The 26979-nt window shown below is 38.8% G+C and carries 27 protein-coding genes; 17 read left to right on the top strand and 10 right to left on the bottom strand.

Annotated elements, in window-relative coordinates:
• The first annotated feature begins 472 nt into the window (after window positions 1–472).
• Complete coding sequence (locus KI343_RS17190) at window positions 473–1201, top strand: YqjF family protein (RefSeq protein WP_212927648.1); 729 nt, start codon at window positions 473–475, stop codon at window positions 1199–1201.
• Between the two features lie 89 nt (window positions 1202–1290).
• On the opposite strand, the gene phnE (KI343_RS17185) is transcribed toward KI343_RS17190, so the two are convergent.
• From phnE (KI343_RS17185) to KI343_RS17170, 4 genes are all read right to left on the bottom strand, one after another.
• Window positions 1291–2094, bottom strand: a complete 804-nt coding sequence (phnE, locus tag KI343_RS17185; RefSeq protein WP_212927647.1) for a phosphonate ABC transporter, permease protein PhnE — start codon at window positions 2092–2094, stop codon at window positions 1291–1293.
• Window positions 2091–2891 (bottom strand): phosphonate ABC transporter, permease protein PhnE, encoded by an 801-nt coding sequence (gene phnE / locus KI343_RS17180; protein WP_212927651.1) that lies wholly within the window; start codon window positions 2889–2891, stop codon window positions 2091–2093. Before phnE (KI343_RS17180) ends, phnE (KI343_RS17185) begins: the two co-directional genes overlap by 4 nt.
• On the bottom strand, window positions 2884–3660 hold the full coding sequence (phnC, locus tag KI343_RS17175) for a phosphonate ABC transporter ATP-binding protein (protein ID WP_212927646.1): 777 nt from the start codon (window positions 3658–3660) through the stop codon (window positions 2884–2886). Before phnC ends, phnE (KI343_RS17180) begins: the two co-directional genes overlap by 8 nt.
• Window positions 3661–3805: 145 nt before the next feature.
• Window positions 3806–4696, bottom strand: a complete 891-nt coding sequence (locus KI343_RS17170) for a phosphate/phosphite/phosphonate ABC transporter substrate-binding protein (protein WP_244857073.1) — start codon at window positions 4694–4696, stop codon at window positions 3806–3808.
• Between the two features lie 168 nt (window positions 4697–4864).
• On the opposite strand from KI343_RS17170, the gene KI343_RS17165 reads away from it, so the two are divergent.
• From KI343_RS17165 to KI343_RS17130, 8 genes are all read left to right on the top strand, one after another.
• Window positions 4865–5695, top strand: coding sequence for an HAD family hydrolase (locus KI343_RS17165; protein ID WP_212927644.1), 831 nt, complete (start codon window positions 4865–4867; stop codon window positions 5693–5695).
• Window positions 5696–5855: 160 nt separating this feature from the next.
• Window positions 5856–6617, top strand: coding sequence for an IclR family transcriptional regulator (locus KI343_RS17160; protein ID WP_212927643.1), 762 nt, complete (start codon window positions 5856–5858; stop codon window positions 6615–6617).
• Window positions 6618–7571, top strand: coding sequence for a sugar kinase (locus tag KI343_RS17155; protein ID WP_212927642.1), 954 nt, complete (start codon window positions 6618–6620; stop codon window positions 7569–7571).
• A 12-nt stretch (window positions 7572–7583) separates the two neighbouring features.
• Window positions 7584–8213, top strand: coding sequence for a bifunctional 4-hydroxy-2-oxoglutarate aldolase/2-dehydro-3-deoxy-phosphogluconate aldolase (locus KI343_RS17150; RefSeq protein WP_212927641.1), 630 nt, complete (start codon window positions 7584–7586; stop codon window positions 8211–8213).
• A gap of 33 nt (window positions 8214–8246) precedes the next feature.
• Entirely contained in the window at window positions 8247–9395 is a 1149-nt protein-coding gene (gene dgoD, locus KI343_RS17145; protein WP_212927640.1) for a galactonate dehydratase, read from the top strand.
• A gap of 27 nt (window positions 9396–9422) precedes the next feature.
• Window positions 9423–10781 carry a GntP family permease gene (locus KI343_RS17140; RefSeq protein ID WP_212927639.1) on the top strand — a complete coding sequence of 453 codons (1359 nt, stop codon included), beginning with the start codon at window positions 9423–9425 and terminating at the stop codon, window positions 10779–10781.
• Between the two features lie 178 nt (window positions 10782–10959).
• Complete coding sequence (locus KI343_RS17135; protein WP_212927638.1) at window positions 10960–11877, top strand: phosphotransferase; 918 nt, start codon at window positions 10960–10962, stop codon at window positions 11875–11877.
• A gap of 155 nt (window positions 11878–12032) precedes the next feature.
• The gene (locus KI343_RS17130; RefSeq protein ID WP_212927637.1) at window positions 12033–12506 is read left to right on the top strand and encodes a GNAT family N-acetyltransferase; all 474 of its coding nucleotides are present in this window, start codon (window positions 12033–12035) and stop codon (window positions 12504–12506) included.
• An 80-nt stretch (window positions 12507–12586) separates the two neighbouring features.
• Here KI343_RS17130 and KI343_RS17125 read toward each other — a convergent pair whose 3' ends face one another.
• Complete coding sequence (locus KI343_RS17125; protein ID WP_212927636.1) at window positions 12587–13780, bottom strand: MFS transporter; 1194 nt, start codon at window positions 13778–13780, stop codon at window positions 12587–12589.
• Window positions 13781–13998: 218 nt separating this feature from the next.
• On the opposite strand from KI343_RS17125, the gene KI343_RS17120 reads away from it, so the two are divergent.
• Both KI343_RS17120 and KI343_RS17115 read left to right on the top strand, forming a co-directional pair.
• Window positions 13999–14922, top strand: coding sequence for a VOC family protein (locus tag KI343_RS17120; protein ID WP_212927635.1), 924 nt, complete (start codon window positions 13999–14001; stop codon window positions 14920–14922).
• Window positions 14922–15344 carry a DUF1801 domain-containing protein gene (locus tag KI343_RS17115; protein ID WP_212927634.1) on the top strand — a complete coding sequence of 141 codons (423 nt, stop codon included), beginning with the start codon at window positions 14922–14924 and terminating at the stop codon, window positions 15342–15344. Before KI343_RS17120 ends, KI343_RS17115 begins: the two co-directional genes overlap by 1 nt.
• 110 nt (window positions 15345–15454) lie before the next feature.
• Here the strand turns inward: KI343_RS17115 and KI343_RS17110 are convergent, their stop codons facing one another.
• Window positions 15455–15754 carry a ketopantoate reductase family protein gene (locus KI343_RS17110; RefSeq protein ID WP_244857071.1) on the bottom strand — a complete coding sequence of 100 codons (300 nt, stop codon included), beginning with the start codon at window positions 15752–15754 and terminating at the stop codon, window positions 15455–15457.
• Window positions 15755–15919 carry a hypothetical protein gene (locus KI343_RS20240; protein ID WP_244857069.1) on the bottom strand — a complete coding sequence of 55 codons (165 nt, stop codon included), beginning with the start codon at window positions 15917–15919 and terminating at the stop codon, window positions 15755–15757. It lies immediately after the preceding gene.
• On the opposite strand from KI343_RS20240, the gene KI343_RS17105 reads away from it, so the two are divergent.
• Window positions 15913–16749 carry a LysR family transcriptional regulator gene (locus KI343_RS17105; RefSeq protein WP_212927633.1) on the top strand — a complete coding sequence of 279 codons (837 nt, stop codon included), beginning with the start codon at window positions 15913–15915 and terminating at the stop codon, window positions 16747–16749. The genes KI343_RS20240 and KI343_RS17105 overlap by 7 nt on opposite strands.
• Before the next feature lie 135 nt (window positions 16750–16884).
• Here KI343_RS17105 and KI343_RS17100 read toward each other — a convergent pair whose 3' ends face one another.
• Window positions 16885–18912 (bottom strand): helix-turn-helix domain-containing protein, encoded by a 2028-nt coding sequence (locus KI343_RS17100; protein ID WP_212927632.1) that lies wholly within the window; start codon window positions 18910–18912, stop codon window positions 16885–16887.
• 297 nt (window positions 18913–19209) lie between these two features.
• Between KI343_RS17100 and KI343_RS17095 the strand changes: the two genes are divergently transcribed.
• From KI343_RS17095 to KI343_RS17085, 3 genes are all read left to right on the top strand, one after another.
• Window positions 19210–20043: a DUF3100 domain-containing protein gene (locus KI343_RS17095; protein ID WP_212927631.1), complete on the top strand. Its 834-nt coding sequence runs from the start codon at window positions 19210–19212 to the stop codon at window positions 20041–20043.
• A complete protein-coding gene (locus KI343_RS17090) occupies window positions 20040–20495 on the top strand; it encodes a hypothetical protein (RefSeq protein WP_212927630.1) in 456 nt (151 codons plus the stop codon). The genes KI343_RS17095 and KI343_RS17090 overlap by 4 nt, the downstream gene beginning before the upstream one ends.
• A gap of 97 nt (window positions 20496–20592) precedes the next feature.
• Window positions 20593–22035 carry a M20 family metallopeptidase gene (locus KI343_RS17085; RefSeq protein WP_212927629.1) on the top strand — a complete coding sequence of 481 codons (1443 nt, stop codon included), beginning with the start codon at window positions 20593–20595 and terminating at the stop codon, window positions 22033–22035.
• A 222-nt stretch (window positions 22036–22257) separates the two neighbouring features.
• On the opposite strand, the gene KI343_RS17080 is transcribed toward KI343_RS17085, so the two are convergent.
• Window positions 22258–23511, bottom strand: a complete 1254-nt coding sequence (locus KI343_RS17080; RefSeq protein ID WP_212927628.1) for a YeeE/YedE family protein — start codon at window positions 23509–23511, stop codon at window positions 22258–22260.
• 448 nt (window positions 23512–23959) lie between these two features.
• On the opposite strand from KI343_RS17080, the gene KI343_RS17075 reads away from it, so the two are divergent.
• A complete protein-coding gene (locus tag KI343_RS17075; RefSeq protein WP_212927627.1) occupies window positions 23960–24856 on the top strand; it encodes a glycine betaine ABC transporter substrate-binding protein in 897 nt (298 codons plus the stop codon).
• Window positions 24857–24956: 100 nt separating this feature from the next.
• On the opposite strand, the gene KI343_RS17070 is transcribed toward KI343_RS17075, so the two are convergent.
• On the bottom strand, window positions 24957–25352 hold the full coding sequence (locus KI343_RS17070; protein WP_244857068.1) for a hypothetical protein: 396 nt from the start codon (window positions 25350–25352) through the stop codon (window positions 24957–24959).
• 315 nt (window positions 25353–25667) lie between these two features.
• Between KI343_RS17070 and KI343_RS17065 the strand changes: the two genes are divergently transcribed.
• The gene (locus KI343_RS17065; RefSeq protein ID WP_212927625.1) at window positions 25668–26966 is read left to right on the top strand and encodes a S8 family peptidase; all 1299 of its coding nucleotides are present in this window, start codon (window positions 25668–25670) and stop codon (window positions 26964–26966) included.
• Window positions 26967–26979 lie beyond the last annotated feature (13 nt).

Below are 26979 nucleotides of genomic sequence, written 5' to 3'. Positions count from 1 at the left end.
TATCAGTTATACTAGTAGACATGGGTAAGGTCTCCTCTTCTTAGTTTTTGTCGTGATTAACTAAAGGGTAGGATAACCTTACCTTTCCTATTTATTCATCTTACACAGACTATTGTACGTCATCAAAAAGCGCTCCAACCCCATCAGAATGCGCTCCAAAAAGAAAAAAGTCGCTCCAACTCCATCAGAATCCGCTCGAAAAAAGGGAAAAGCGCTCCACCCCCATCCCGAACCGCTCCCAAAAAAGAAAAAGCGCTCCATCCCCATCCCGGACCGCTCCCAAAATGAAAAAGCGCTCCAACCCCATCAGAATGCGCTCCAAAAAGAAAAAAGTCGCTCCAAGCCAATCCACCCAAGTTCTGTTTTAGAATCCTAAAGATTGTGGAATAATGAATAACGAGGTTTGGGTTGCTTTGCTTTTATAAAAGTGAAACTACATTCAATTATACATATTAGCAGGGAAAGGGTTCATATGATGTTTAAAAAAATTACGCGAAAAATAGAAAGTAATGAACTCTCCCCCTGGGTAATGCTGCAGAAGTGGGAGAATTTATTATTTATCCATTGGCCAATTTCACCTGAAGTGCTGGCGAATCATCTCCCAGAAGGGTTAGAGCTAGATACATATCATGGGCAAGCGTGGATTAGTATTGTGTCTTTTAAAATTAGCAGGGTTCGATTGCGTCATTTACCAAGGATTCCTTATGTACGTCCGATGCTGCAAGTAAATGCAAGAACGTATGTGAAAAGAAATGGAGAAAAAGGCGTATATTTCTTCAGCATGGATACCAATAAATTATCTGCTGTCCTGGGCGCAAAGATGGTAACTGCTCCTTTTTATCATGCGGATATGAGGATGAAAAAAATAACAGATACCTATCATATCTATAGTTCGCGTAAAGGAAAGGTGCCAGCAAAATTTAAAGCGAGCTACTGCCCCAAAAATGAATTCTTCCAGCCAGAAAAGCAGGGGCTAGATTATTGGTTATTGGAACGGTATATTATGTGGACATATAAATCAGGTCATTTATATCGTGGGGACATTCAGCATGAAAGTTGGTCAGTTAAGCATGCAAAAATAAACATCAAACATCAATCGCTTTTTCCCTTTTTACCGGAGAACGTTACAAAAGAGAAACCGTTGGTACACTATGCGCGTTCGAAAGTTGCACTGAATTGGATGATAAAAAAGATCGAGTGAGCTGCTTCCTGAGGCACAGAAAAAAGAAGATCCTATGGAAGCCAAAATTCCAACAAGAGATCTTCTTTCTCCTAAACGCAGCTCGAAACTTAAACCAATCGTTTTCTAATTTGCGCACTCACAATATCAATCAATGTTACGACGGCAATAATAACCACTAAGATTAGACCCACTTCAGACCAATTTCGGTTGGTTGTCGCAATGGTGATCAGGGTTCCGATACCGCCAGCGCCGATAATACCTAAAATCGTGGAGGCGCGGACGTCAATTTCAAAACGATAAATCGCATAGGATAAGAATTCCGGAATAATTTGCGGAATGATTCCATAAAAAAGTACTTGGAGTTTATTTGCCCCATTTGCTTCGAGAGCCTCCACTACATTCATATCAATCGACTCAATGACTTCACTATATAGCTTACCCAGCATTCCGATAGAGCCAATTGCAATGGCGATAACCCCGGCAAAAGGTCTTGGTCCTACAGCTGCTACAAACATTAAAGCTAAAACAAGCTCAGGAAATGCACGAATAGCGTTCAATGCCCATTTAGAAGCTGTGTTTAAAAATTTATTTTTTACCATATTACTTGCAGCGAAAAAACCAAAAGGGACAGCCAATATTGCTGCCATTAAAGTACCTGTATAAGCCATTAACAATGTTTCCCACATAAGCCCCATTACTTTTCCGAAGGCCGACCAGTCTGGAGAGAATAATTGCGGAATAACACGTGTTAAACTTTCAACTGTATGCTGGCTGAAAACACGGCTCCAGCGTATTTCGATACTTGAAAAAGTCCAGATATAAATGGCAAGAAGAATAATTCCAATGAGGTATGGCCGCATCTTTTGCCAAGCTGTTTTCTTTGGCTTAGGAGGTAACGTAAACTCTGTCATATTAGTCGCTCCCTTAATTTGTTACTAATGTAATCAATAATAACAACAGATACAAAGATGATAATAATAATCGTCATGACGTTTGGATAATTCGCCCAGCTTACTTGCTGATTTAAGAGAAGGCCAATACCGCCAGCTCCTACAAAACCTAGCACAAGAGATGCTCGGACGTTTACCTCAAATACATATAAACCAAACGATACAAATTGAGGGAGTACTTGCGGCAGCACTGCATACCCAATCACCTGCAGTGTATTTCCGCCAGAAGCACGTATTGCCTCAATCGGATTCATGTCAATAGATTCAATGGTTTCATACACTAATTTAGCGAGTAAACCCAGGGAGAAAATAATTAAAGCCATGATCCCAGGAAAGACGCCAACCCCAAAGATTCCTACAAAGATTAAAGCAAGTAATATATCTGGAATGGTACGCAATACATTCATAATAAAACGCACTGGCTGATGAATAAAGGCATTTGGAAAGAGGTTTGCAGCTGATAACAAGCTAATTGGAATACTGATTATTGCAGCAATTGTGGTTGCGATGATTGCCATATGTAACGTTTCGATTAATTGTGGCAACACAGTGGATGCATAATTCCAATTTGGCGGAAAAAGATTTTGAGCAATATTTATAAAACCATTTTTGCCATTCCATAAATCGAGAAGAGAAGATTCAGTTTTTATGGAAGTAAACAGATAAAAACCAACCACGATAACGAAAATGGAGGTAATCCGTATTTTGGTTTGATTGGATGTTATGCCCTGCAATGTTGGCTGACTTGTTTTACGCATCATCAGAACCTCCTACCCGGTCCTCATCACGAATTTTTCTTCCATAAATTTCTTCAAATGTTGCTTCGCAGACCTCGCTGACAGGCCCATCGTAAACGACTTCACCTGCTCTCATTCCGATAATACGATCAGCGTATTCCATTGCCATATCAATAAAATGCAGGTTGACAATGGTTGTGATATGATCTTCTTTATTTACTTTCCGCAAATAGGTCATTACCTGATGCGAGGTTGGCGGATCAAGTGATGCCACTGGTTCATCTGCGAGAATAATATTTGGCTGCTGAGTAAGTACACGTGCAATAGCAACTCTTTGCTGCTGACCACCGCTTAACTGGTCAGAGCGCTGGTATAATTTTTCAGATATGTTTACACGCTCTAAACTGCGGTAGGCGAGAGCCATATCTTCTTTCGGATATAGGTTAAACAAGCTCCTAAGTGTTCCTGTATATCCTAAGCGCCCAGAAATAACATTTTTCATTACAGAAGAACGCTTCACGAGATTATAATTTTGGAAAATCATTCCGACTTTTGTTCGGAGTTTACGAAGGTCACGGGCACGATAATTTAAAATATTCTCTTGATCAATAAGCAGTTCGCCATGCGTTGGTGTCACAAGACGGTTTATACTGCGAATCAATGTTGATTTTCCTGCACCGGATAATCCGACGACAACCACAAATTCTCCAGGATTAATTTGGATATTGACATTTTTTAAACCTTGCGTACCATTTGGATAAACAAGGGAAATATCCTTAAATTCTATCATAATGAAATTCTCCTTTTATCTCAGGATGAGCAGGAGTTTAGGATGAAGAGCCTTCTTATTCAAGCAGACTCTAAGAGAAAGATTATCTCTTTCCCTTAGAATCATGAAGGAATCCGGTAATGTTCCTGCTTGCTAGAGTAATTGTTTATTCTTCAAACTGATCTTGGAATTTATGATAAACATCACGTACAATTTCATATTCTTCGTGCGTTGCTTCATCGAGGCCAGTCCAGTTGTAAACTTCATCCATTACATTTATCATTTCTTCGTCATCGTTAAATTCTAGGAAAATATCTTTTATTTCGGCAATTTCTTCTTCACTTAATAGATTTGTGTTGGCGCTAATTGTGTCATTCGGAATGGCTTCCGTAAAGTCTAATTGCACCAGCTCATCCATTGCTTCTGGATAGTCTTCAACAATGTTTGTGCGAGCGTCTTCGAATGTTGTCGCGAAGTCCGCGTCCCCTTCAAGAACAGTAACTAATGCCGCATCATGCGATCCAGTTTGGATTTGATTGCTAAAGAAAGAATCTAAATCTGTTACGCCGTACTCATCCATCAGTTGTGCCGCTGGGAACAGGTATCCTGATGTAGAACCTTGATCGGCAAATGCCCAAATTTTCCCTTCCAAATCCTCTAGATTTTCAATGCCAGAGTCTGCACGGACAGTGTATTGAGCACGGTAGGAAGAATCCCCTTCACGAATTGACTTTGCAAAAACTTCTACTTGATCATAGCGCTCTGTTGCTTGCACATAACCAAAAGCTGGAATAAACCCGATATGGACTTGATCATTGCCTAAAGCTTCCACGAGACCACTAAAATTTGTCATGACACGACCTTCTACATCACGGCCAAGTTCTTCTTCTAAGCGTTCTACAAGCGGCTCAATATTGTCTGCAATTTTGTCAGAGTCTGTAGATGGAACAAAACCTAAAACAAGTGTATCCTCTTCATCCCCTGAACCAGAACCACAAGCAGCCAAGATAAGAGCCAGTACAATCGTGAATAATGCGATTGCCCCATTTTTTAACAATACCTTCCCCTCCAGTTGAAATGATATAGTTTGTTTCAAGTTCATTATAAGTGATTTGGAAATCCACTTAATTTTAATGAATATTCTAAAGATATTAAATTGGTTGGTATTTTATGCTGAAACCAATGGAATATATGCTATGATAAAGGCAATAGGAGGGCGTGTGTTATGTTAAGTAAATATAAGCTTGTTATTTTTGATTTAGATGGAACTTTATATGAGGGGACAGCACATTTTGATTATTATGCAAAACTTTTACAAGAGAAGGTTGCAGCCGATCAACAGGCTGATTTTTATCGGGAATATGAAGCAATGAAAGATGGAGAACACCTTGTCTCTATCGGGAAGGTCTATGATGTGCAGCGCGATTTGATTTTAACGATTAATTCTCTTACTTTTGAGGTAACGGAAGCATATCGCTGGAACGGTGAAAAAATATCTGAAGCAGAAATGAGAGAATATTATCATGGACCACAGCAATTTGATTTCGATCATTTAGTTGCTATTGGAGATGGCTGGTGGCTTCCTTTTGCCTGTGCAAAGCATTATGGCGTAAAAGAAAATTACAGCAGCTATCTGGCAACAAAAGAATTTATGGTTACAGACGATTTTACGATAGAAAGGCTGGAAGGACTTCGTGCGTATTTATTGCAATTAAAAGAGAAAACACAGATTGTCTTGATGACTAATAGTGATAGGGTAGATGTGACACGGTTATTGAATGAGCTGGATTTAACCAATATTTTTGATCACCTTATTACTTCAGCTAAAAAACCTGCCTATACCAAGAAATTAATGGAGTACTTAATGGAACAGTATAACATGGAACCTTCTGAGGCTGTTTCTGTTGGCGATAATTTTATCAATGAAATTGCACCGGCCTTATCCCTGGGGATGGATGCAGTGTATATTCAGCCCCAAGGTCATGAGGAGGAGATAGAAGGTTTAACTGTGATAGGTTCGCTGAGGAGTTTAGTACTAAAAAATAGAAATGGGTAAGAGATAGAAAGATGATGGGAGAAAAGGTTCCCGTCATTTTTTATGGGAAAATATCAAGCGCTTTCAATTTAAGGTTGTTATTTCAAATTAGACGTGTTAAAATTCAAATATAAAAATCACATATAAGATTTTAAATCATATATGTGATGGGAGTGATGTTATGTCGGTCAAGTCAGCAGAACGTGTTTTAAGGATTTTTGAATTATTAAGTGCAAACATGAATGGAATGACGATTAAAGAAATTAGTGAAACCCTGCAGCTGCCACAAAGTAGTACATCAGGTTTAGTGAAAACTTTACTCCATGAAAATTACTTGTCTATTAATCAGCAGAAGCGATTCATTTTAGGGCCAAAACTAATTCCGGTGGGAAATGCGGCGATGGAATCTCTTGATATTTCTTCTTTAGGTCATCCTTCTTTAAAAAAATTAACGGAAGCAGTTGAAGAAACTGTATTTATGGCCGTTTTAGTAGAAAAAGAACTGGTCTACGTAGCTAAGATTGATAGCAACCGATCGATAAGAACTTCAGCTTACTTAGGAGGGCAAAAGCCGTTATATTGTACAGGACTTGGTAAAGCATTTCTTGCGTTTATGAATGAAAATGATCGAATCAATTATTTGAATACTGTTCAATTAAAAGCGATTACGGAACAGACGATTACAAGTAAAGAAGAATTAAAGAAAAGACTTCAAGAATACAGACAACAAGGGTATTCGATTGATGATGAGGAAAATGAAGATGGTCTTTATTGTTTAGCGGCACCTGTGTTTGACATCATGGGTTCCATCCAAGCAGCAATTAGTGTAGCTGGGCCTAAAGAAAGGATGCTTAGGCAGCAAGAATCCATTTTAAAGCATTTAAAACAAACGGCCGCTGTTATTTCAGCAAAGCTAGGATATGTAAGTGAGGAAGGTGTATAAATGGATGTTTTAAGTATTGGAGAAACAATGGTCTTGTTTTCTCCAAAGACAAGCGGACAATTGCGATATGCTAATGATTTCTCGGCAAAAATTGCTGGAGCTGAAACCAATACGTTAATTGGTTTAGCAAAACTGGGCCATCAGACAAGCTGGATTAGCAAGGTAGGAAATGATGAACTCGGTGCAAAGATTGTAAGCGCTGTACGTGGGGAAGGGGTGGAAACAACGTATGTAAAAAAAGATAAAAATGCATCTACTGGGATTTTCTTAAAAGAGAAAACAAATGCGCAAACAACCTCTATTTTTTATTACAGAAAAGATTCTGCTGCCAGTAAAATGACTCCAGAAGATATTGAAAAAGTAGATGTATCTGATACAAAATATCTCTATGTGACTGGGATTACTCCTGCTTTGAGTAAATCTTGTAAAGAGGCGATTTTTGCTCTTATTCACAAAGCAAAACAAGAAAGAGTAACGATTGTTTTTGACCCCAATATAAGGAAAAAATTACTCGATATAGATAGTGGAGTGGAGTTAATAAAGAAGATAATTGGTTTATCTGATATTGTGTTACCGGGGAAAGCAGAAGGTGAATTTTTATTTACGACTACGGATTCAACAGAAATTGCCAAGCACTGCAGGCACCTTGGAGCAGGAACAGTTGTAGTTAAACTGGGAGAAAAAGGTGCGTACTTTGAAAATAGCGAAGAGAACGGCATGGTGGATGCTTATGCTGTTCCATATGTAGTTGATCCTGTTGGAGCAGGGGATGGCTTTGCGGCTGGGCTGCTATCTGGTTTATTGGATGAATTAACATGGAAAGAAGCTGTAAAACGAGCATGTGCTGTAGGAGCTTTGGTAACACAGGTCGATGGGGATATTGAAGGATTACCTACAAGAAATCAACTGCAAGCGTTTATGGAATCGAAAGTATACGATGATGTGAATCGTTAAGGAGGAGTTATTTTGGATACATTTGAAGCAATTTATCAGCATAAAGTTATTGCGATTATCCGAGGTGCAAAGAAAGAAGATCTGCAGCAAATTGGAAACGCTTTAAAAGGGGGCGGCGTCCGTCTTATTGAGGTGACACTAAATTCTCTTAATGCGTTAGAGGGGATTAAGCTGCTCAAGGAAACACTTGGACGAGAAATGAAAGTTGGAGCAGGAACGGTTTTAGATCCAGAGTCTGCAAAAGCAGCAATCGATGCAGGAGCAGATTTTATCTTATCGCCAACAGTAAGTACAGAAACGATTAAAATGACAAAGCGTTATGGAAAAGTAAGTATTCCGGGAGCCTTTACACCGACAGAAATATTGACAGCTTATGAGCATGGAGCTGACCTCGTAAAAGTATTTCCGGCGAGTATAGGTGCAGCATATATAAAAGATATACGCGGACCGCTTTCCCACATTCCATTGATACCAACCGGTGGAGTCAATGAAAATAATATTGCTGACTTTAAAAAGGCTGGAGCAGCAGCATTTGGAATTGGAAGTTCTCTTGTAAATACAAAGGAGGAAGTAAATACAGCATATTTGCGAGCATTAACAGAAAAAGCACAAATATTCGTCCAGGCAGTTACTGATAAGTAAAAAGTAATAAAACACAAAGGATGGTAGTAAAATATGAAAATTACAAACTATGAATTATTCCAAGTACAGCCAAGATGGTTGTTTTTAAAAATAGAAACAGATGAAGGAGTTACCGGCTGGGGAGAGCCAGTTATTGAAGGGCGAGCTGCTACTGTGAAAGCAGCAGTTATTGAACTGATGGAGTATTTGGTTGGAAAAGATCCGCTGCAGATTGAAGACCATTGGAATGTGATGTACCGAGGAGGATTTTATCGAGGTGGACCTATATTAATGAGTGCCATTTCTGGTATCGACCAAGCACTTTGGGATATTAAAGGAAAATATTTAAACGTTCCAGTCCACCAGCTGTTGGGAGGAAAGGCAAGAGAATCCATTAGGGTATACTCATGGATTGGCGGAGATCGCCCATCTGATGTTGGAGCAGCCGCTAAGGAAGTTGTTGATAAAGGATTTACTGCTATCAAAATGAATGGTACGGATGAACTGCAATATATCGACTCCTACGAAAAAATCGATCGGGTTCTAGAAAATGTAGCAGCTATTCGTGAATCAGTCGTTCCTTATATCGGAATCGGTATTGATTTTCATGGGCGTGTTCATAAGCCAATGGCAAAAATATTAGCAAAAGAGCTGGAACAATTTCGACCTATGTTTATTGAGGAACCAGTTCTACCAGAAAATAATGAAGCATTGCGAGAGATTGCCAATCATACGGTGATTCCAATAGCTACTGGGGAAAGAATGTATTCTAAATGGGATTTTAAAAATCTATTAAAAGACGGATATGCTGATATTATCCAGCCTGATTTATCTCATGCTGGAGGGATTACAGAAAATAAAAAAATCCTATCTATGGCAGAAGCATTTGATGTAGCGGCAGCACCGCATTGTCCTTTAGGACCAATTGCCTTAGCTGCGTGCTTGCAAGTTGATACTACATGCCATAATGCATTTATTCAAGAGCAAAGTTTGGGAATTCATTATAACAAAGGCTCTGACTTACTAGATTATTTAAAAGATGACAGCGTATTCAAATATAAGGATGGATATGTCGATATTCCGAATGGCCCAGGTTTAGGGATTGAAATCAATGAAGAACATGTACGAGCCATGGCAGAAAAAGGACATGATTGGAAAAATCCAATTTGGCGTCATAAAGATCATAGTGTAGCAGAATGGTAAAAAATAAATAAAGAAGGGGGAAAATAGATGTCTTCAACAGCTTTAATACTTATAACAATTATAGGAATTGCTGTGCTTTTATATTTGATTATGCATTCAAAAATGCAAGCATTCCTGGCATTGCTCATTGCGAGTATCTTCATTGGGATCTTTACAGGAATGGATCCTAGTTTTCTGCTGGAAGTAATGGAAGATGGGATGGGCGGCACTTTAGGTTTTATTGCGATTGTAGTTGGACTCGGTGCGATGTTTGGAGAAGTACTTCGAACATCTGGCGGTGCTGAGCGGCTTGCTTTTACCCTTGTTGATAAATTTGGTGAGAAAAGATCGCAGTGGGCGCTTGGTTTAACAGGTTTTGTTGTTGCAATTCCAGTGTTTTTAGATGTGGCTATTGTTATTCTAATTCCGATACTTTATAGTTTGGCAATACGTACGCGAAAATCCTTACTTTACTACGGAATTCCGCTCCTGGCAGGGTTGGCAGTAGCCCATAGCTTTATACCGCCTACACCAGGGCCTATCGCCGTAGCATCCGTGCTAGGCGTTGATTTAGGATGGATGATGTTATTTGGTGTCATTGCCGGGATTCCAGCAATGATTGTAGCTGGACCGATATTTGGTCGCTATATAGGGAATAAAATTCATGTTAGCGTTCCTGAACATGTTGCTGAGGAAGAAGCGAGAAAAAAGGCAGATAAAGAGGAGAAAAAGCCACTTCCTAGTTTTGGATTAATTTGTTTCCTTATCCTCTCACCGTTAGTATTAATTTTGTTCAATACGGCAGGGGGCGTTCTACTGGAAGAGGGCGTTGTAAAGGAAGTTGTAACGTTTATTGGACATCCATTTGTTGCCCTAATCATTGCAACGCTTCTATCTATATATTTCTTGGGTAAACGTCGCGGTCTTTCTAAAAACGAAATGCAATCAATTACCACAAAAGCACTTGAACCTGCCGGAATAGTTATTTTAATAACAGGAGCGGGCGGTGTTTTCAAAGAAGTACTCATCCAAAGCGGTGTCGGCGATGCTATGGGAGAACTATTGGCTTCTTCCGGATTTCCTCTCGTCCTGCTTGCATTTCTGATTGCTACTTTTGTTCGTGTCGCGCAAGGTTCAGCAACAGTAGCAATGATCACAGCTGCAGGATTAATTTCTCCTATCCTTGATATGACGGATCTTTCACAGCCTGTGTTGGCGTTAATTGCTATTTCTATCGCATGTGGTGCAACTGTTTTATCTCACGTGAATGATTCTGGATTTTGGCTTGTAAACCGATTATTTGAGATGACAGAGAAAGATACACTCAAGTCATGGACTGTTATGGAAACGCTTATTGGTTTGGTAGGATTCTTTGTTGTGTTTGGTTTAAGTTTCTTTATTTCATAAATAAAATAGGAATATATTAAACTGTCATTTTGTGAAGTGCTCTCCTTTAGTAATAGGGAGAGTGCTTTTGCTTTTTATTTCTTTAAATTCATTATTGGTGAAGTCTAAGTTATAATAGGTTTGATAAACAGAATTTTCAAGTAACCTTAATGATTTTAAAGTGCGAGGAGGTTAGAGTATGAGCAGTATAGCTATTTTAAAAGAGTTTGGATTTTACGTAACAGAAGAACAAGAAAGTATTTACCCATTTTCTCCAGTCTATAAGATTCAAAATTATATTATAAAGCGAACGCAATACCCTTTGGAAAAAGCATGGAGTCTTGTCAGATATTGCATGTATTTAAAAGAAAATGGTATACCCATTGTAACTCCGGTAAACTTAAACAATGGCAACCCAAAGCAAATAAATGATGCATGTTATATTTGTTATCCATTTATAAATGGAAGAGATTATCAGGGGACAGACAAAGAAATTATCCAGGCAGGAGAGCTACTTGGACTTATCCATGCACTTTCTTCTTCAGGAAATAATTTTGGTTTGAGTCGGTACGATGTCTTTGACTTTTTTCATTATGAAGTAGAGGAACATATGAAGAAAATTAGTCATTTTGTTCGTGCTTATCAGGTGGATATGGATGTCCACAAACTGAAAGATCAATTGCATAGAGCAGTGAAAAATCAGCGGAAATTAAAAAGTACCGCATTAAACTGGGTCGAAACTCCCCATGATTATAAAGCGAATAATCTTGTCTTTCAAAGCAGGCCTGTGCTTATTGATCCGGATAATGCTAAGTGGATTCCGCGCACTTTTGATTTAGCATTGGCACTATTATTGTTTCACAATGAATTATCTTCAGCACCTAACCGTACTTTTACACCGAAAGAATGGAAACTATTTTTAGAAGGTTACTTAAAGCATCAGACTTTAACAACTATAGAAATAAACGCCTGGGAAGAAACCGTTTTGCATGTATTCTTAGACGAAGTAATGTGGCTGATGGCGGAAGTGGAAGAGGATTGGAAAAGGGAGGAGCAAAGAAATCTCTTTGTTAGCGTTACAGAGACCATGTTTCGTATAAAAAACTATCCTCTATAATTGAACTTTTTCCTTCAAGTCGACAGCTAGTTTTTATATTAATATATAACGTTGGGTTCTTTCATAAATGATAGAGGGAGATTATGGAAGATTACGAGAGAAGATACTTATCAAAAAACATTAATAGATAACTTATTGCAGAAGGGGATGAAAGGATGTCGATTGTGAAAATTTCTGATGAAAATAGACAAAAAGTTATCGGTTTTTTCAAAGAACACTGGGATGGCTCGGAAATGGTTATTTCATCAGGAGTCTATTATTGTGATAGCTTGGATGGCTTTATATTCGAGGAAAACCATAAAGTGTTGGGGTTAGTAACCTATGTAATACATGGCAATGAAGCAGAAGTGATTTCATTAGATAGTATTTGTGAAGGAAGAGGAATAGGGTCGTTATTAATGGCTGAAGTGGAGAAGCGTCTACAGTTATATGGGGTAAAGTTGATATCTTTGGTGACTACGAATGATAATTTAAACGCTTTAAAGTTTTATCAGAAAAGAGGATATAAAATAGAGGCTGTGTTCACGGATGCAGTAAAAAAAGCTAGAGAAATAAAGTCTTCCATTCCCTTAATTGGTAATGATGGAATTCCAATTAATGATGAAATAAAGCTTGTAAAATCATTATAGAATCTGCGTGTCAAGATGATTATTAAAGGAAAAGGACAACTCATAATTGAATATGGCCGTCCTTTTCCCTATATCATATATTATTCATAAACCTCTTCTGGAGCTCTAAATAAAGATTTATCCTCCATCTTATGCGTTATAAACATAAGGATTACCCCAAAGAAAATCATACCGCCAGCGACAAAGGTAATTTCCCGGAAAGAAAAATGATTTGTCAGTAATAGACTGCCTAAGGTTGCTCCAATCGAGTTTGCCAGATTAAATACGGATGCAGCGATGGTACCTGATAAGGCTGGAGCTTCTGTTGCTGCAAGAATTATTTTTGCGTTCAATATCGGCGTTGTTCCGAACGTGCCGGCACCAAATAGGAAACAAGCTGCATAGGTGAAGAATGGATTCATGAGTAAGAAGGTGAAACTGATAAGCACCGTGCCTAAAATAGCCATCGCTACAATTAAGCGTTCTGTCAGTACTTCCGGTTGAAAACTTCCAGATACGAAGTTCCCTATAACTGCACCGAGTCCAAAAAGGAATAATCCAATCGTTATGCCTGTCACATCAAAGCCTGCGAGTTCTCTCAGCATCGGTTCTGTGAATGTATAAGCAGTGAATACACCGGAAAAACCTAGGACAATCACGGCAATCAGCATCCAGACATTTTTATTTTTTAATATAGCTAATTCATTCTTTAATTTCGGAATTTCTTTTTGCTTGATATTCGGTGTAACGAACACAATTCCGATTAAATTAATGACGCCCATTAGTGCAATAAACCAAAATACGAGTCTCCAATCAAGCAACCCGCCAATATAAGAACCAAACGGGACCCCCAGCATAACAGCAATTGTAAGTCCTCCCTGGACCGCGGCGATGGAGTTTGTGCGTTTATGAGGAGGAGAAATATCTACTGCCATACTCATGGTTAGCCCGAAGAAAGGTGCGTGCATCGTTGCAGAAAGAAGTCTGGAGAGAAGAAGTATCTCAAAATTGGGTGCTGTTGCTGCAATCATATTACTTATTATAAAAATAGATATCAGTAAGATCAGTAATGGCTTTGGAGAGTATTTAACTGTCAGTATCCGAAGCAGCGGACCACAGATAGCGACGCTGATAGCATAAACACTAAGCAATAATCCTGTTGTAGAGACTGCTACATCTAAGTCAGCAGCAAATTGCGTTAATAGTCCAGTCACTGCATATTCCGTCATGCCAATCGCAAATGTACCAATCATAAATATCAGTAGAACCATATTTCGGGAATATTTTAAAGTCATTAGATAACTCCTTTCTGTCTAACTAAAAAAACAATAGCACTATCATAGAGGAAGAGATCTACCTATGTCTAGGCATCTGATTAAGGAAAATAAAGAAATAATTTTCAGATTAATGGGCGTGCCTCGGCTGAATAGCGCCGAGAGAGGTTAGAAGAAGCGGGAAGCAAGGTAAAAATGATATAGTTAAATTATCTTTATCCATTGGAGGAGCTAAAATAATGACAACGATTACGCAAAATATTGTTCCGCATCTTTGGTTTGATAGAGAAGCAAAAGAAGCAGCGACATTCTACACATCTGTTTTTCCAGAGTCTCAAATAGTTAGTGAAATTGTTATTACAGATACACCATCTGGAGACTGCGATTTGGTTTCCTTTGACTTATGGGGACAGCGTTTTATGGCAATTAGTGCTGGACCTTATTTTTCATTTAATCCATCCATTTCCTTTATGGTAAACTTCAATCCGGCACGGGATAAAAATGCTTCTCAGCAGATGGAAGAAGTTTGGGAGAAGTTATCCGATGGCGGGCAGGTGCTTATGCCGTTTGATGCGTATCCTTTTAGTAAAAAATACGGATGGGTTCAAGATAAATATGGAGTATCCTGGCAGCTTATCCTGACAAACCCAGAAGGAGAAAAAAGGCCGCCAATATTGCCATCCATGATGTTTGTAAATGAAAATGTCGGAAAAGCAGAGGAAGCGATTCAATTTTATTTATCCATTTTTAACAGCAGCAAGCAAGGAGTGTTTGCACGTTATCCCGCAGGTATGGACCCAAACATGGAAGGTACGGTGATGTTTGCTGATTTTATGCTTGAAAATGTCTGGCTGGCAGCAATGGATAGTGCCATGAAGCATGATTTCCAATTTAATGAAGCCGTTTCTTTGTTAGTAAAATGTGATACACAAGAAGAGATGGATGATTATTTCCAACATTTATCGGCCGTCCCTGAAGCAGAACAATGTGGTTGGTTAAAGGACAGGTATGGTGTTTCTTGGCAAATTGTTCCACGCGACTTGGATGAAATGATGAGCGAACACGCATCACAGGCACAAATCGAGAGAGTAAATCAGGCAATGCAGCCTATGAAAAAATTAGATATACAGGCATTACAAGAAGCTTTTAAAGGAGAAGAATAATGTATCAATTAAAAACAAAGGAAACAGATAACAGTGTGATTGAATTTATTGAAGAGGTAGAACAGCCACGCAAGCGGGAGGATGCCTATCGTTTGCTGGATATATTTACAGAAACGACGGGTATGGAAGGGAAAATGTGGGGACCTAGCATTATCGGATTTGGAAAATACCATTATACGTATGACTCTGGCCATGAGGGAGATGCACCATTAGTTGGCTTCTCTCCACGTAAAGCAAAAATCAGTCTTTATTTTGCGACCGGAGATACGGAGCGTGAAAAATTGCTGGAGAAGTTTGGGAAGCACACAACAGGCAAAGCTTGCGTTTATATTAATAAGCTGGCCGATGTGGATGAAGCGGTCTTGCGGGAATTGATTATGCAGTCTGTGCAGTTTTTACAGGAGAAATATCCTGATAAGTAGGAGCCTGCAATATTTGAAAGCTGAAGTTAGATGATTTGACAGGCTCATATAAATAAAAGAAGAAGACCTCTGCCAGTTGATTGCTTGACGTCTTCTTCTTTTTTCATACATTATTGTTTATTCAGCTCTTCGAAATAAGTTATATTTGTATCAAAATTAGGTAACTCTCCAGTTTTTTCTGCTTTTTTAACTAGCTGAACGACTATATCGTTATATGGAGTAGAAATACGATGTCCTTTCGCATAGGCAGGAAAACACTTAATAAAATCAATTTCTGTAATACGTCCTTTTTCTAAATCCTGTAGCATACTTGCTTTTAATAATTTTGATGGTTCCATTGCTTTGCGAAGTGTGTCGATACGTTTAGGAATATCTGCTTCCTCATGAATTTCAAGGGAAGAAATATCCATTCAAACCATTTTAACAAAGGTAATGCCGTTTGCATGACCGACTTTAATGGTTTCATCTGCAATTTTTGCAGCGCTGATCATACTTGCCTCATGGTCAAGTACTCCTTCATACTCGGTATTAAGTGCAGCAGAAAGACCGCTAAAAGCATACAGAGCATATGTCAAAAGCAGCTGACCGATTGCAAATTGCCCAGCCTTCTCTAAGCTTGACAATCAAGCGCTTAGAAGATGAATTAGGCACGAAATTATTTCAAAGAAAAGGGAGAAATATTGTATTAAGTGAGTCAGGAGAAATTTTATTAAGGCATGTGGATGCAATTTTTTTAGAGCTTGAAAATGCGAAGTTTGATTTACGATTGAAAAAAGAAGAAAGAGAACAGCTGATACAGATTGCGATTTCGAATCCGAGATTTTTATCCGGGGTCATGCAGGATTATATTTGGCAACGCCAAGATGCAAAAATCAGGCAAGGATTATTAGGGAGAAAGGAAATAGAAAAGAAATTAAAACAAGGAAAGCTTCATTTAGGGATTGCAGGGCCACCTATCAGGGATAATGCAATTCATAGCAAAGTACTGATTGAAGAAACGATTGTTCTGGCCTACCCGTCAACGCATCAGTATTTAGCAAATCAACAAGAAGTCTCTTTGCATGAAGTAGCTGATGAAGCATTTGTAGCTCTTGCAGATAATGAAACGTATCAGCAATTCACAGTTGATTTATGTAAGCGAGCAGGGTTTAGTCCGAAAAATCATTTTGAAGTTGAATCGAAAATCTTGGAAGAGATTATGCTACTTGACCGGGGATTTGCCCTATTACCTATCTCTGTGTGCCGAAAATTGGGTTTATCGTTTGTTAAAATTGCAGATAATCAAGCTGTTTTTACAGTAGGTATATCCTGGGTGAAAGGTCGATTGCTGACGCCAGCTGTAAAGGATTTTCGAAACCATGTTATCAATTACTTTAAGCAGCATGCAGCTCAATATAAAATTTAACGGAAAGAGGAAGAAAGGCAGTCAATCAATTGAAGTTTATGGATATACTTGTTTAACTGAAAAACTAAATTTGCATCCGGGGCTCGGTCAGGACATTCGAACATGACCGAGCTTCTTTTATTTGCTTAAAAATAGTTAAATTTCTGTAACCCAATTCTCTTTTAAATAACAAGCAAGCTGAGCCTTTAACGCATCCTCTGCATTCTTCAAAGAAATTTGAAGACAACTTTCAATTTTGTGAAGCCGCTGATATAACGTATTTACATGGATATGAAGTGCTTCTGCAGTTTGGCTGATACTACGATTGTTTTGCATATAAACCTGCAAAGTTTCGCACAAATGCGTATCAGTTCGATTTGACATGATAAGCGGGTCAAAAAAATCATTGACAAAAGCACGTATCTCTTCTTCAGGCTGTGAGAGAAAGAGCTGGTTTATTCCGATGTCTTTAAAGTTTAAAGATTGTTGCCATATGGATTTTTCTTGTAATTGGTTCAGCGCTTTATAGGCTTCTTTATAACTTTTGCCGATTTGTCCCAAACGCAAAGCTTTTGTTCCTATCCCTGTACGCACTTTTATGGAAGAAGCGTCGGAGAAAATTTTTAAAACAAGTGTTTCCGTTTCCTTCACTGATGAAGCATGCAGCAAAGTAACGATGAAGGCGTCTTGTGTGTACAGTATCGTTAATTGATTTCCCAACTGATGCTGAATGAAATTTATAAAACGCTGCATATAAAGGTTTGTAAAAGACGGATTTACATCAAATGATACTTCGAAAATAAGTGAAAATACAGGTTTCGTATCATCCAATCTGAGTTGCTTTGCTGCCCTTCGCAGTTCGGCACTTGTCTCCGCAAGTAATAAATGCTGGAAGGCTTCTTCCGTTGCTTTAAATTGATTTTCAGTCTCCGTTTTTCGATGAATGAATTCAAGTGTCAGTAAAGGAATTCCTTGTTCCAATACCATTCGTTGTGTGGCGGATAATTCTATTTTTGCATCAAAAATAAGATATCCCAAGCAAGTATTTAAGTTGATAATAGGATAAACTTGATAGACATCATTATTTGGGGAATGGACAAAAAATGGCGTATTCAAAGTTTCATTTTTATTTAAATTTTCAAGATGTCGGTCAACGATATATAAGGACTCCCTTTGATCAATCGAATAGTTAAAAGCATCTACTAATGAACAAGAAAAACCAATAATCTCTTCAAAAGCTTGCTTAATAAAATCTATCCCTTTATTTAGCAAGGAAAGCTGTACGAGACGTTCATGAATCTCTGCTCGTTTTTGGAGAAGCTGATTTTGATTTTGCATTGCTTCGAAGATATTTGTATTGTGCAAAACGATACTTACTTGATTAGCAAAGGTTTTTAATAATTCCAAATCAGGCTCATCAAACGTTACTCGATGAAATTGATAAAGAATCAGTACACATTTCGTTTTTTGCTGAACTTTTACGGGAGCGCATAAGACAGATTTTACATTCGTAAAAGAATAGGCTTTTTCTAAATAGCTTAAGTTATCTGCCGACATATTTGCACTTGCCTGAAAAATCTCACTGCTTGTTCGGTAAATTTTAGCTTCCCCCTGTTGAAAAACAGTTCCAATCATACCTTCACCAGACTTCATTTTCATAGATTTCATCGTGACATCATCCACCAAGGAAGAGGTTTTTCGAACCTTTAAGCATTTATCTTGTTCATCATATACCCAGAGAACGCCAACATCTGCTTCGGGAATAACTTTCATGGTAGTATCGATAATTTTAGAAAGCAATTCATCTAGATTAGTTATGGATGTGATAGCATTGATGCTATCATATAAATTTTGTAATAACTTTTTTTGTGTTTGTTCCATGGCCTTATGCGCAAAGAAAGGCAGTAATTCAAAAAGCTTGTTTTCTAAATCATTAGAAATCCTATGAAAGGATGGAATTCTTAATACATAACGAATTCCATGTGCATATTGAAAATGAATGTCTTTACTAGTTTTTAATCCTCCATCTGTATAGGCAATATCATTTGTATTTAACGGAAAAAAAGATGGCGGTTCATAAACAGAGAATGAATTGTTATCAATTTGCTTAAATTGATGTGTACTAATCTGCTTCCAAAGCTGATAGGGTATATTTTCGAGTAAATGTGCTAACTGAATGCTCATTATAATCCTCCCTAAAAGAGTAATATAGATAAATATCCATTTGTCCTTCGTAATTATAGAGAATTATACACTATTATTGTAATTATGTTTATTATAAGATTATTATTGAAATTAGAATGTGGGGGCGAATAAGACATGATTACAGAAAAAAGGTGCCTTCAATCAGGAAGCTACTGCAAAAGAACTGCAGATACGGGGAATTGAGTTAGAAGAGTATCAATCCCTCTTCCCGGAGGAACAACTATTGCCGCCTAAACGACGTAAAAAATGAACTGAAATTAAAAGGAGGAAGGCTAGATGCTCAAACAAATTCCAGGATATTTAAAAGATTGGCGCCTCCACGGTGTTGTCCTATTAATTGTGCTTGTTGCAGAAACAATTGGTGCGCTCTCATTTGAAGTGGGGGCAGGGATGATTCTCATACTGCCAATGATTTATGCTTTTATTTTAGGAATTGCTTTTGTATTTACACCGGTGATTAAAGAGAAGCAATTCAAGCATTCGGAAACTTTAACAACCGCATTAATCGGTTTACTTGTTGCAAAGGTCAGCCTAAATATTGGACCAGCAATTAGCATGATTGTGCAAGTTGGACCAGCAATTTTACTTCAAGAAATCGGAAATCTTGGTACCGTATTATTAGGTCTGCCTCTAGCAATATTATTAGGGGTGAAACGTGAAGCTATCGGAATGACGTTCTCTATTGCAAGAGAAGGCAGTCTTGCAATCATCAATGATAAATTTGGCTTTGATTCACCTGAAACAAGAGGTGTATTTTCTATTTATCTATTTGGTTCTATTTTTGGGGCTGTGTTTTTCGGATTGATGGCTACTTTATTAGCGACATTTACACCGCTGAATCCTTTGTCACTTGCCATGGCTTCAGGAGTTGGAAGTGCGAGTATGATGGCTGCATCAAGTAGTTCTTTGAGTGCTGTTTATCCAGAGATGGCAGCAGAAATTCAATCATTAGCCTCCGCCAGTATGATTTTATCCGTCGCTACAGGATTTTTTGTATCTATTTTCATTGCTCTCCCACTAGCAGAAAAAATGTATTATCTAATAACTAGAAGAAAGCCGGCTAAAGAGGAGATAGAAGTAGCGGCTGAGAAGAAGGAGACAGGCTCATGACGAAGCAATTATATCATACAGTTCTAGCTTTAATTTTATCGGGAGTTATTGTTTTAATTGGAAATTGGATCGGCTATGAGGTTATCCCTAGAGATGCATTAATGGGAATGTTGATACTCATTTTGATTACAGCTGCAGGTTTTACACTTAAAATGATTCTTCCGTGGAAAACGATACCAGGTATTCTTTACGTGGCCGGAATTTCTATTATCTTATCTTTGCCAATAACGCCTGGGTCTGCGCAAGTAATCGAATGGGCCAGTGCAATTAATATTCAGGCATTTACAACACCACTTTTAGCATATGCAGCTATTGGAATCGGAAATTCCTTAGCTGATTTTACGAAACTGGGGTGGAGAAGCATTGTGATTGGTTCTGTTGTATTTTTAGGCACATTTCTAGGATCAGCAGTCATTGCAGAGATTGTTTTAAGAATCCAGGGAGTAATTTAAACACATGCATCAGGCCAGGATTCCAATACAATGCACATAATAATCTTTTATTATAAAATAAATAAGGAAGCTGCAGATGAAGGGGAGGAACGTAACCATGAATAAGAATATTGTAAAAGAAATTGAAGAAATTATTGAACAAAAGCGGGAAGCTTTTTTTAAAGTAAGTGATCAAATCTGGGAAACACCTGAAATTCGCTTTGAGGAAGACCAATCGTCTAAATACTCAGCTGATTTTATGGAGGAACAAGGATTCCAAGTAGAGCGAGAAGTGGCCAATATTCCTACCGCGTTTACCGCAAGCTTTGGAAACAGTGGTCCTGTTATAGCGATTTTAGGAGAATATGATGCACTGCCTGGTTTGAGTCAAAAAGCAGGAGTCGCGGAATATGAACCTGTACAAGCAAATGGACCAGGACACGGCTGTGGTCATAATTTGTTGGGTGTTGGTTCAATGGCAGCGGCCGTTGCGGTAAAAGAATACTTAGAAAAAAATAATCTGGAAGGAACCATTCGTTATTATGGCTGTCCAGCAGAAGAGAGCGGGTATGCAAAAACCTATATGGTCAAAGCGGGATTATTTGATGATGTGGCTGCATCCTTTTCATGGCATCCGCACTATTCGAACAGCCTATTTCATGGACCATCTCTGGCAGTTATTCATTCCACCTTTACGTTTAAAGGAATAAGCTCCCACGCTGCTGCGTCTCCAGAGCTGGGAAGAAGCGCTTTAGATGCTGTGGAATTAATGAATGTTGGCGCCAATTACATGCGTGAACACATGATTGACGAAGCCCGTGTCCACTATGCGATTACTAACTCTGGGGGGATGTCTCCCAATGTTGTCCAAAAAAATGCAGAGGTATCTTATTTTGTACGTGCGCCCCATGCAGATCAAGCACGGGATTTGTTTAAGCGTCTGATAAAAATTGCGGAAGGTGCTGCCTTAATGACAGAGACCTCCATGGACTATCGCATCGAAGGCGTATGCTCTAATCTTGTGCAAAATGCCACATTAGATAAACTGCTTCATAAAAATATGAAAGCACTTGAACAGCCGCATTTTACAGAAGAAGAGCTGGAATTAAGTAAAAAATACTTCCAGACACTCAATAAAGATGATAAAGCTTTTGCTGCATCACTTGTTGGAAAGGAAAAAGCGAAGGAGCTTGCCGAACGTCCGCTTATACATGAAGTGAATGACTACCGCGAGGCACCGGAGTATGTGAAAGGGTCAGGATCTACAGACGTTGGAGCTGTCAGCTGGGTGACACCAACTGCACAGCTGACGGCAACAACGTGGGCTTTTGGTACGCCATTTCATACATGGCAGGTCGTATCTCAAGGGAAAACCTCCTATGCGAAAAAAGGTATGCTTTATGCAGGGAAAGCTATCGCCAGTACGATCATTGATGTTCTGCAACATCCAGAAGTATTAGAGGATGCAGCTAAAGAACTTCGTGACCGTGAAGCGGGTCCAGAAAACTATGATTCCCTGTTGCCAGAGGATCAAGATATGCCGTATTTACTTCAAAAATAAAACAATGTCTATTACAAGAATATCCAATAAAAAACCTTTGAATCGCCTAATGATTCAAAGGTTTTTTTAGAAAGTATAAACATAGATTTCCCGAATGATTTCCGCTAAGCGGAGAACTGTAATCCCATGAATTCTCTTATTCAGAGTTAGCTACAACCAACTTCAAACGCCAAAAACAGACTGTAAATTCGCTGTGGGGCATGCGTGTATTCATCTCCATTTCTAGCAGAATAAATCATTTTTCTTCGGATTATTGAGTCCAAATAACGGCCTGATAAATAAGGCAACTCCTGTGCCGAGCATTGCCATTACCATCCATACCCAACCATGCAAGCTAAACGATGCAATGCCGCCAAAGTATGCACCAATATTACAGCCAAAGGCAAGACGTGCGCCATAACCCATTAATAATCCGCCGACGATAGCGGCGCTGGCCGGGCCGGCTTTCAATTTTTTAGGTTTGAAGTTACCTTGCGCAGTTGCAGCAATAAAGGATCCTAAGATAACACCAAAGTTCATCACACTTGTCGCGTCAGCAAGAACGCTTTGACTCAATGCCGTTCCATTTGCTCCCTGGAAATATCCCCATGAAGCTACGTCGACACCTACAAAATCAAGGGCTTTACCTCCCCATAAAGCAAAGGCAGATGTGATTCCCCATGGCTGGCCGCGTACCGCTAGTGTCAGAGCATTTAAGATTGCTAGAATAATTCCGGCAGTAAATAGCGGCCATGCTCCTCGAAAGATTTTCTTCCATCCGCTAGTTGTGACGAGCGGCTTCATCATCGGAGGTTTCTTTCTCTTCGCAAATTGCACGAGAATAAAGTAAATCACAATAAACGCAATCATTTGGACCACCCAAGCGCCGCCATATCCCAGGTTTGTCGACGTTGCAAGGGAGAATGGTTCCAGCGACGGGGTGCTCATCCAGAATGGAAAATGAAGTGCGCCGACTGTGGAGCCGATAATAAAAGCTATTAATGTAAGAATCATGGAACTGGAACCGCCACCGAGATTATAAAGTGTTCCAGAGGCACAGCCGTTTCCAAGCTGCATGCCAATCCCAAATATAAACGATCCAAAAAGGACACTTACCCCTACTGGAGAAACAAATCCCGCGGGATCAGCTCCGGTAAAAGTAAAGCCGGTACTAAGAATAATAGCAAATAATGTGGTGGCAACCATGAGCATAAGCATATGCGCTTGGAGCCCTTGTGTATTTCCAACGGACATAAGCCGTCTGAATGCAGAAGTGAACCCAAAGCGTGCATGCAATAAAGTAACACCTAATGCAATTCCTATTAAATAAAGAACTCCCTGCACCATACCAGTCGTGCTAACAATTGCTATAAATAAAATGATGGAAGCGATAATTCCAATTGTTAAAAGCGGTTTTTGAACCGGCTGGAGTTCTTTTATAGTGGTTGTTGTATGTTTAACGAATGTCTTTGATGGGACAGTTGCTTGTTGTTGCAAGATAAATACCTCCTTATCCTTATCAAACTAATAGGATTTATATGTATTAAATTTTATAAGAAATAAGGATTTTTGTAAAGACGTTATATTTGAGTGCCGATTGTGAGTGGTAGCTAAACAGGATGGTGTCCATGGAAAGTGTGTGCATTTAAGGGGGATAGAATAAATGCGCTAGTTAAAATCTTTAGCCATCTGGCAACTGTGTATAAAATAATATATTAGGTGTCACTCTATAATCCAATTGATTGGTATCAAAAAAATTCAAACACGTGCAGAATTTTGACTATTCGTGACTATAAGCTATTTTAACGAATCTGATGAGCTCAAATGGCAGAGAATCGGAATTTAAGAGATTTGCCTTAAAATTTTATTTATTCTATTATATTCTCGAGTCGTCGAAAAGTTTGACGGTTGTAAATCTACTATGTAGAAAGGGAGGTCTAAAAATATGAATTCGATATTAAAAAAAGGCATTGCTATTTTAAGCGTAAGTATTCTAATGATATTGGCAGCTTGTCAGGGAGAGGCCAGCGACGGTAATACAGAAGAAAAGAACGAAGCAGCTGATATTACAGAAATCGTCGGGATTGAGCCAGGGTCCGGGACAATGGAAATCACAGAGAAAACAGTTGAAGCATACAACTTGGATGTGGAACTAATACCGAGTACAGAACCAGCGATGCTTACGGAAATGCTGCATGCTATGGAAAATGAAGAACCGATTGTTGTTACACTTTGGCAGCCACATTGGATGTTTAGCGAATATGATTTGAAATTCTTGGAGGATCCACAGGGTACACTAGGCGAATCGGAAAATATTCATACAATGGTCCGTCAAGGCCTGGAAGAGGACCATCCCTCCGCTTATCAGCTGTTGGACAACTTTCATTGGGAAGTGTCTGATATGAATGAAGTAATGGCGAAATTTGGACAGAGTGGCCTCGAACCCAGAGAAGCAGCTGAAGAATGGATTGCTGATAACCGGGATAAAGTTGAGGGTTGGATGGAAGGCATTGAACCAGTTAATAATGAAACAATTGAGTTAACTTATGTTAATTGGGATACAGAACTTTCCTCCACGAATGTGGTTGCCCTTGTCCTTGAAGAATTGGGTTATACCGTGGAATTAACTGCACTCGATATGGGGATTGCATTTGAAAGTCTTTCTGTAGGGGAAGTAGATGGGATGTTAATCGCCTGGCTACCTGTAGGCGCGGCTTCTTATGCGGAGCAATATCAAGATGAAATTGTTGATTTGGGTCCGAACCTGGAAGGTGCTCAACAAGGATTTGTCGTCCCGGAATACATGGAAATTGATAGTATTGAAGATTTGCCAACGAAATAAAAATTAGCAGACACTCTTGTTCGATTATAATATAGACAACCCGATTCTAGCTGGTCCCCGGTCTGTCTGTAAAGAATCGGGTTGTTCTTTCAAAGTACAATTAGTTTCGTCTCGTTAAAATATCTTGAATGATCTCCATATGCACATTCGCCCATGCTTTTTCTTTAAAATGTAGAACTAAACTTATCGAGAGTAAAATCAAGTAAACAATAGAAAAAATCATCCAGTTCGAGCTTCCATCGTGAAAGAGGAAGTTTTCCAAAGGGTTAGCAAAAAGAAAAAGCAGCCACGGTATAGCTGTTGCAAAAATTGGAATGATTCCAATACCGTTCTTTTCTTTTACTATCTGAAAATAAATTAGCCGTAACGTTTCATTATCGAGCAACTGATAAAATGCTTTAATAGCTGCTGTTTCCCTTAAATATTGGCTCTTTTTTATGTCTTCAACCGGCATCTCTTTTAGTTGAAGATAAAGTTTATGAGCATCTCCACGCATTGAAAATTTCAGGTAATCCCCTCCTGACATATAGAACTTATACTACTACCATTTGTAAAATAACTGAAATAATACATTAAAACTTGAGTTAATGTGTGCCGGTCACCTTTCGATTTTTTTATAAGAACCAACAGATTTCAGTTATCTAATTAAACAAAACTCGACTTCGTATGAACGCAAGTTTTGTCTAAACGTAGACAAAACTACTACATATTTATCATAATTTTCGAAAAATAGTAAACTTGTCCGATTGTTTTATTTACTTTTTATTGGTAATCTATTAATGAAAGTAAATATTTTACGAGGAGGAGTAATATGAGCAACCGGAAAAAAGTGTGGTTCGAAAACGCAGAACGTAAACTTGACCCTGGCTTAGTGGAGCAATTACGAAATTCTCGAAAAGTAACCAATCATGAAACCAACAATCAAGAAATCCCCATTATCGTTTACCTGAAAAAGAATTGCAATCAAGACAAAAAAGGCGACCTTCTAAAAGTATGCAATGCTGACCCCCACAACAAACTAGGTAGAGAACTTCGCAGTATAAATGCCATGAAGGGACACTTAACACCTGATAGAATAAAACAAATTAAAGACCATGACGCAGTAGATCGGATTTTTTACGATCGGAAAGTAACCTCCTTTTTAGATATAGCCTGTGAGCAAACAGGAGCTGTTAAAGTAAGAGAAGAGCTTGGGGTAACTGGAAAGGATGTTACGATTGCAGTAATAGATACAGGTATCCATCCACATGATGACTTAACGAATCCCACGAATCGAATTATAGCTTTTCAAGATTTCATAAATGGAGAAAGTGAACCGTATGATGACAATGGACATGGGACGCATTGTGCTGGAGATGCAGCAGGAAACGGAAGTCTTTCTAATGGAAAGTATGCGGGTCCTGCACCAGAGGCCTCTATTGTTGGTTTAAAAGTTCTGGATGAACAAGGGAGTGGAAGGTTATCCACTATAATTGAAGGCTTGGAATGGTGTATCGATCATAAAGAAGAGCATAATATACGCATTATCTCTCTTTCACTTGGGGCTCCGGCATATGAATCTTTCCGAGATGATCCATTATCATTAGCTGCCCAAGCTGCGTGGCATGAAGGAATGGTTGTATGTGCTGCAGCGGGAAATAGTGGACCTAGTGCAGCAACGATAAGCACCCCTGCAATCGATCCATTTATTATTACCGTTGGTTCGACGGATGACCAGAACACTTTAGAACGTACAGATGATGTGATAGCAGATTATTCTAGTAGAGGTCCTACGATTGATACGCTCGTTAAGCCGGATGTTTATGCACCAGGTACAAATATTATTTCCTTGCTCGCTCCAGGATCGGCTATTGAATCGGAAATCCCAGAGATGGTGATCGATGAAAGCTATATTCAATTGTCTGGAACATCCATGGCAACACCAATTTGTGCGGGAATCATTGCTCTGATGCTAGAAGCTAATCCGAAGCTCAGTCCTAATGATGTTAAGAGCATCCTAAAAGCGACATCTCACCCAACACTTGATGACGTATGGGGTTATATTGAAGCAGAAAGTGCTGTTCAAATGGCAAAGAATTATCTTTTGCCTGCTACTACGGAAACTGTTTAGGAAAGTTATAGCG

This window comes from Oceanobacillus sp. J11TS1 (assembly GCF_018333215.1).
In the GTDB taxonomy this organism is placed as follows: Bacteria; Bacillota; Bacilli; order Bacillales; family Amphibacillaceae; genus Oceanobacillus.
Note: the sequence above shows the minus strand (reverse complement) of the source record. Positions and strands in the feature narration are given on the sequence as shown.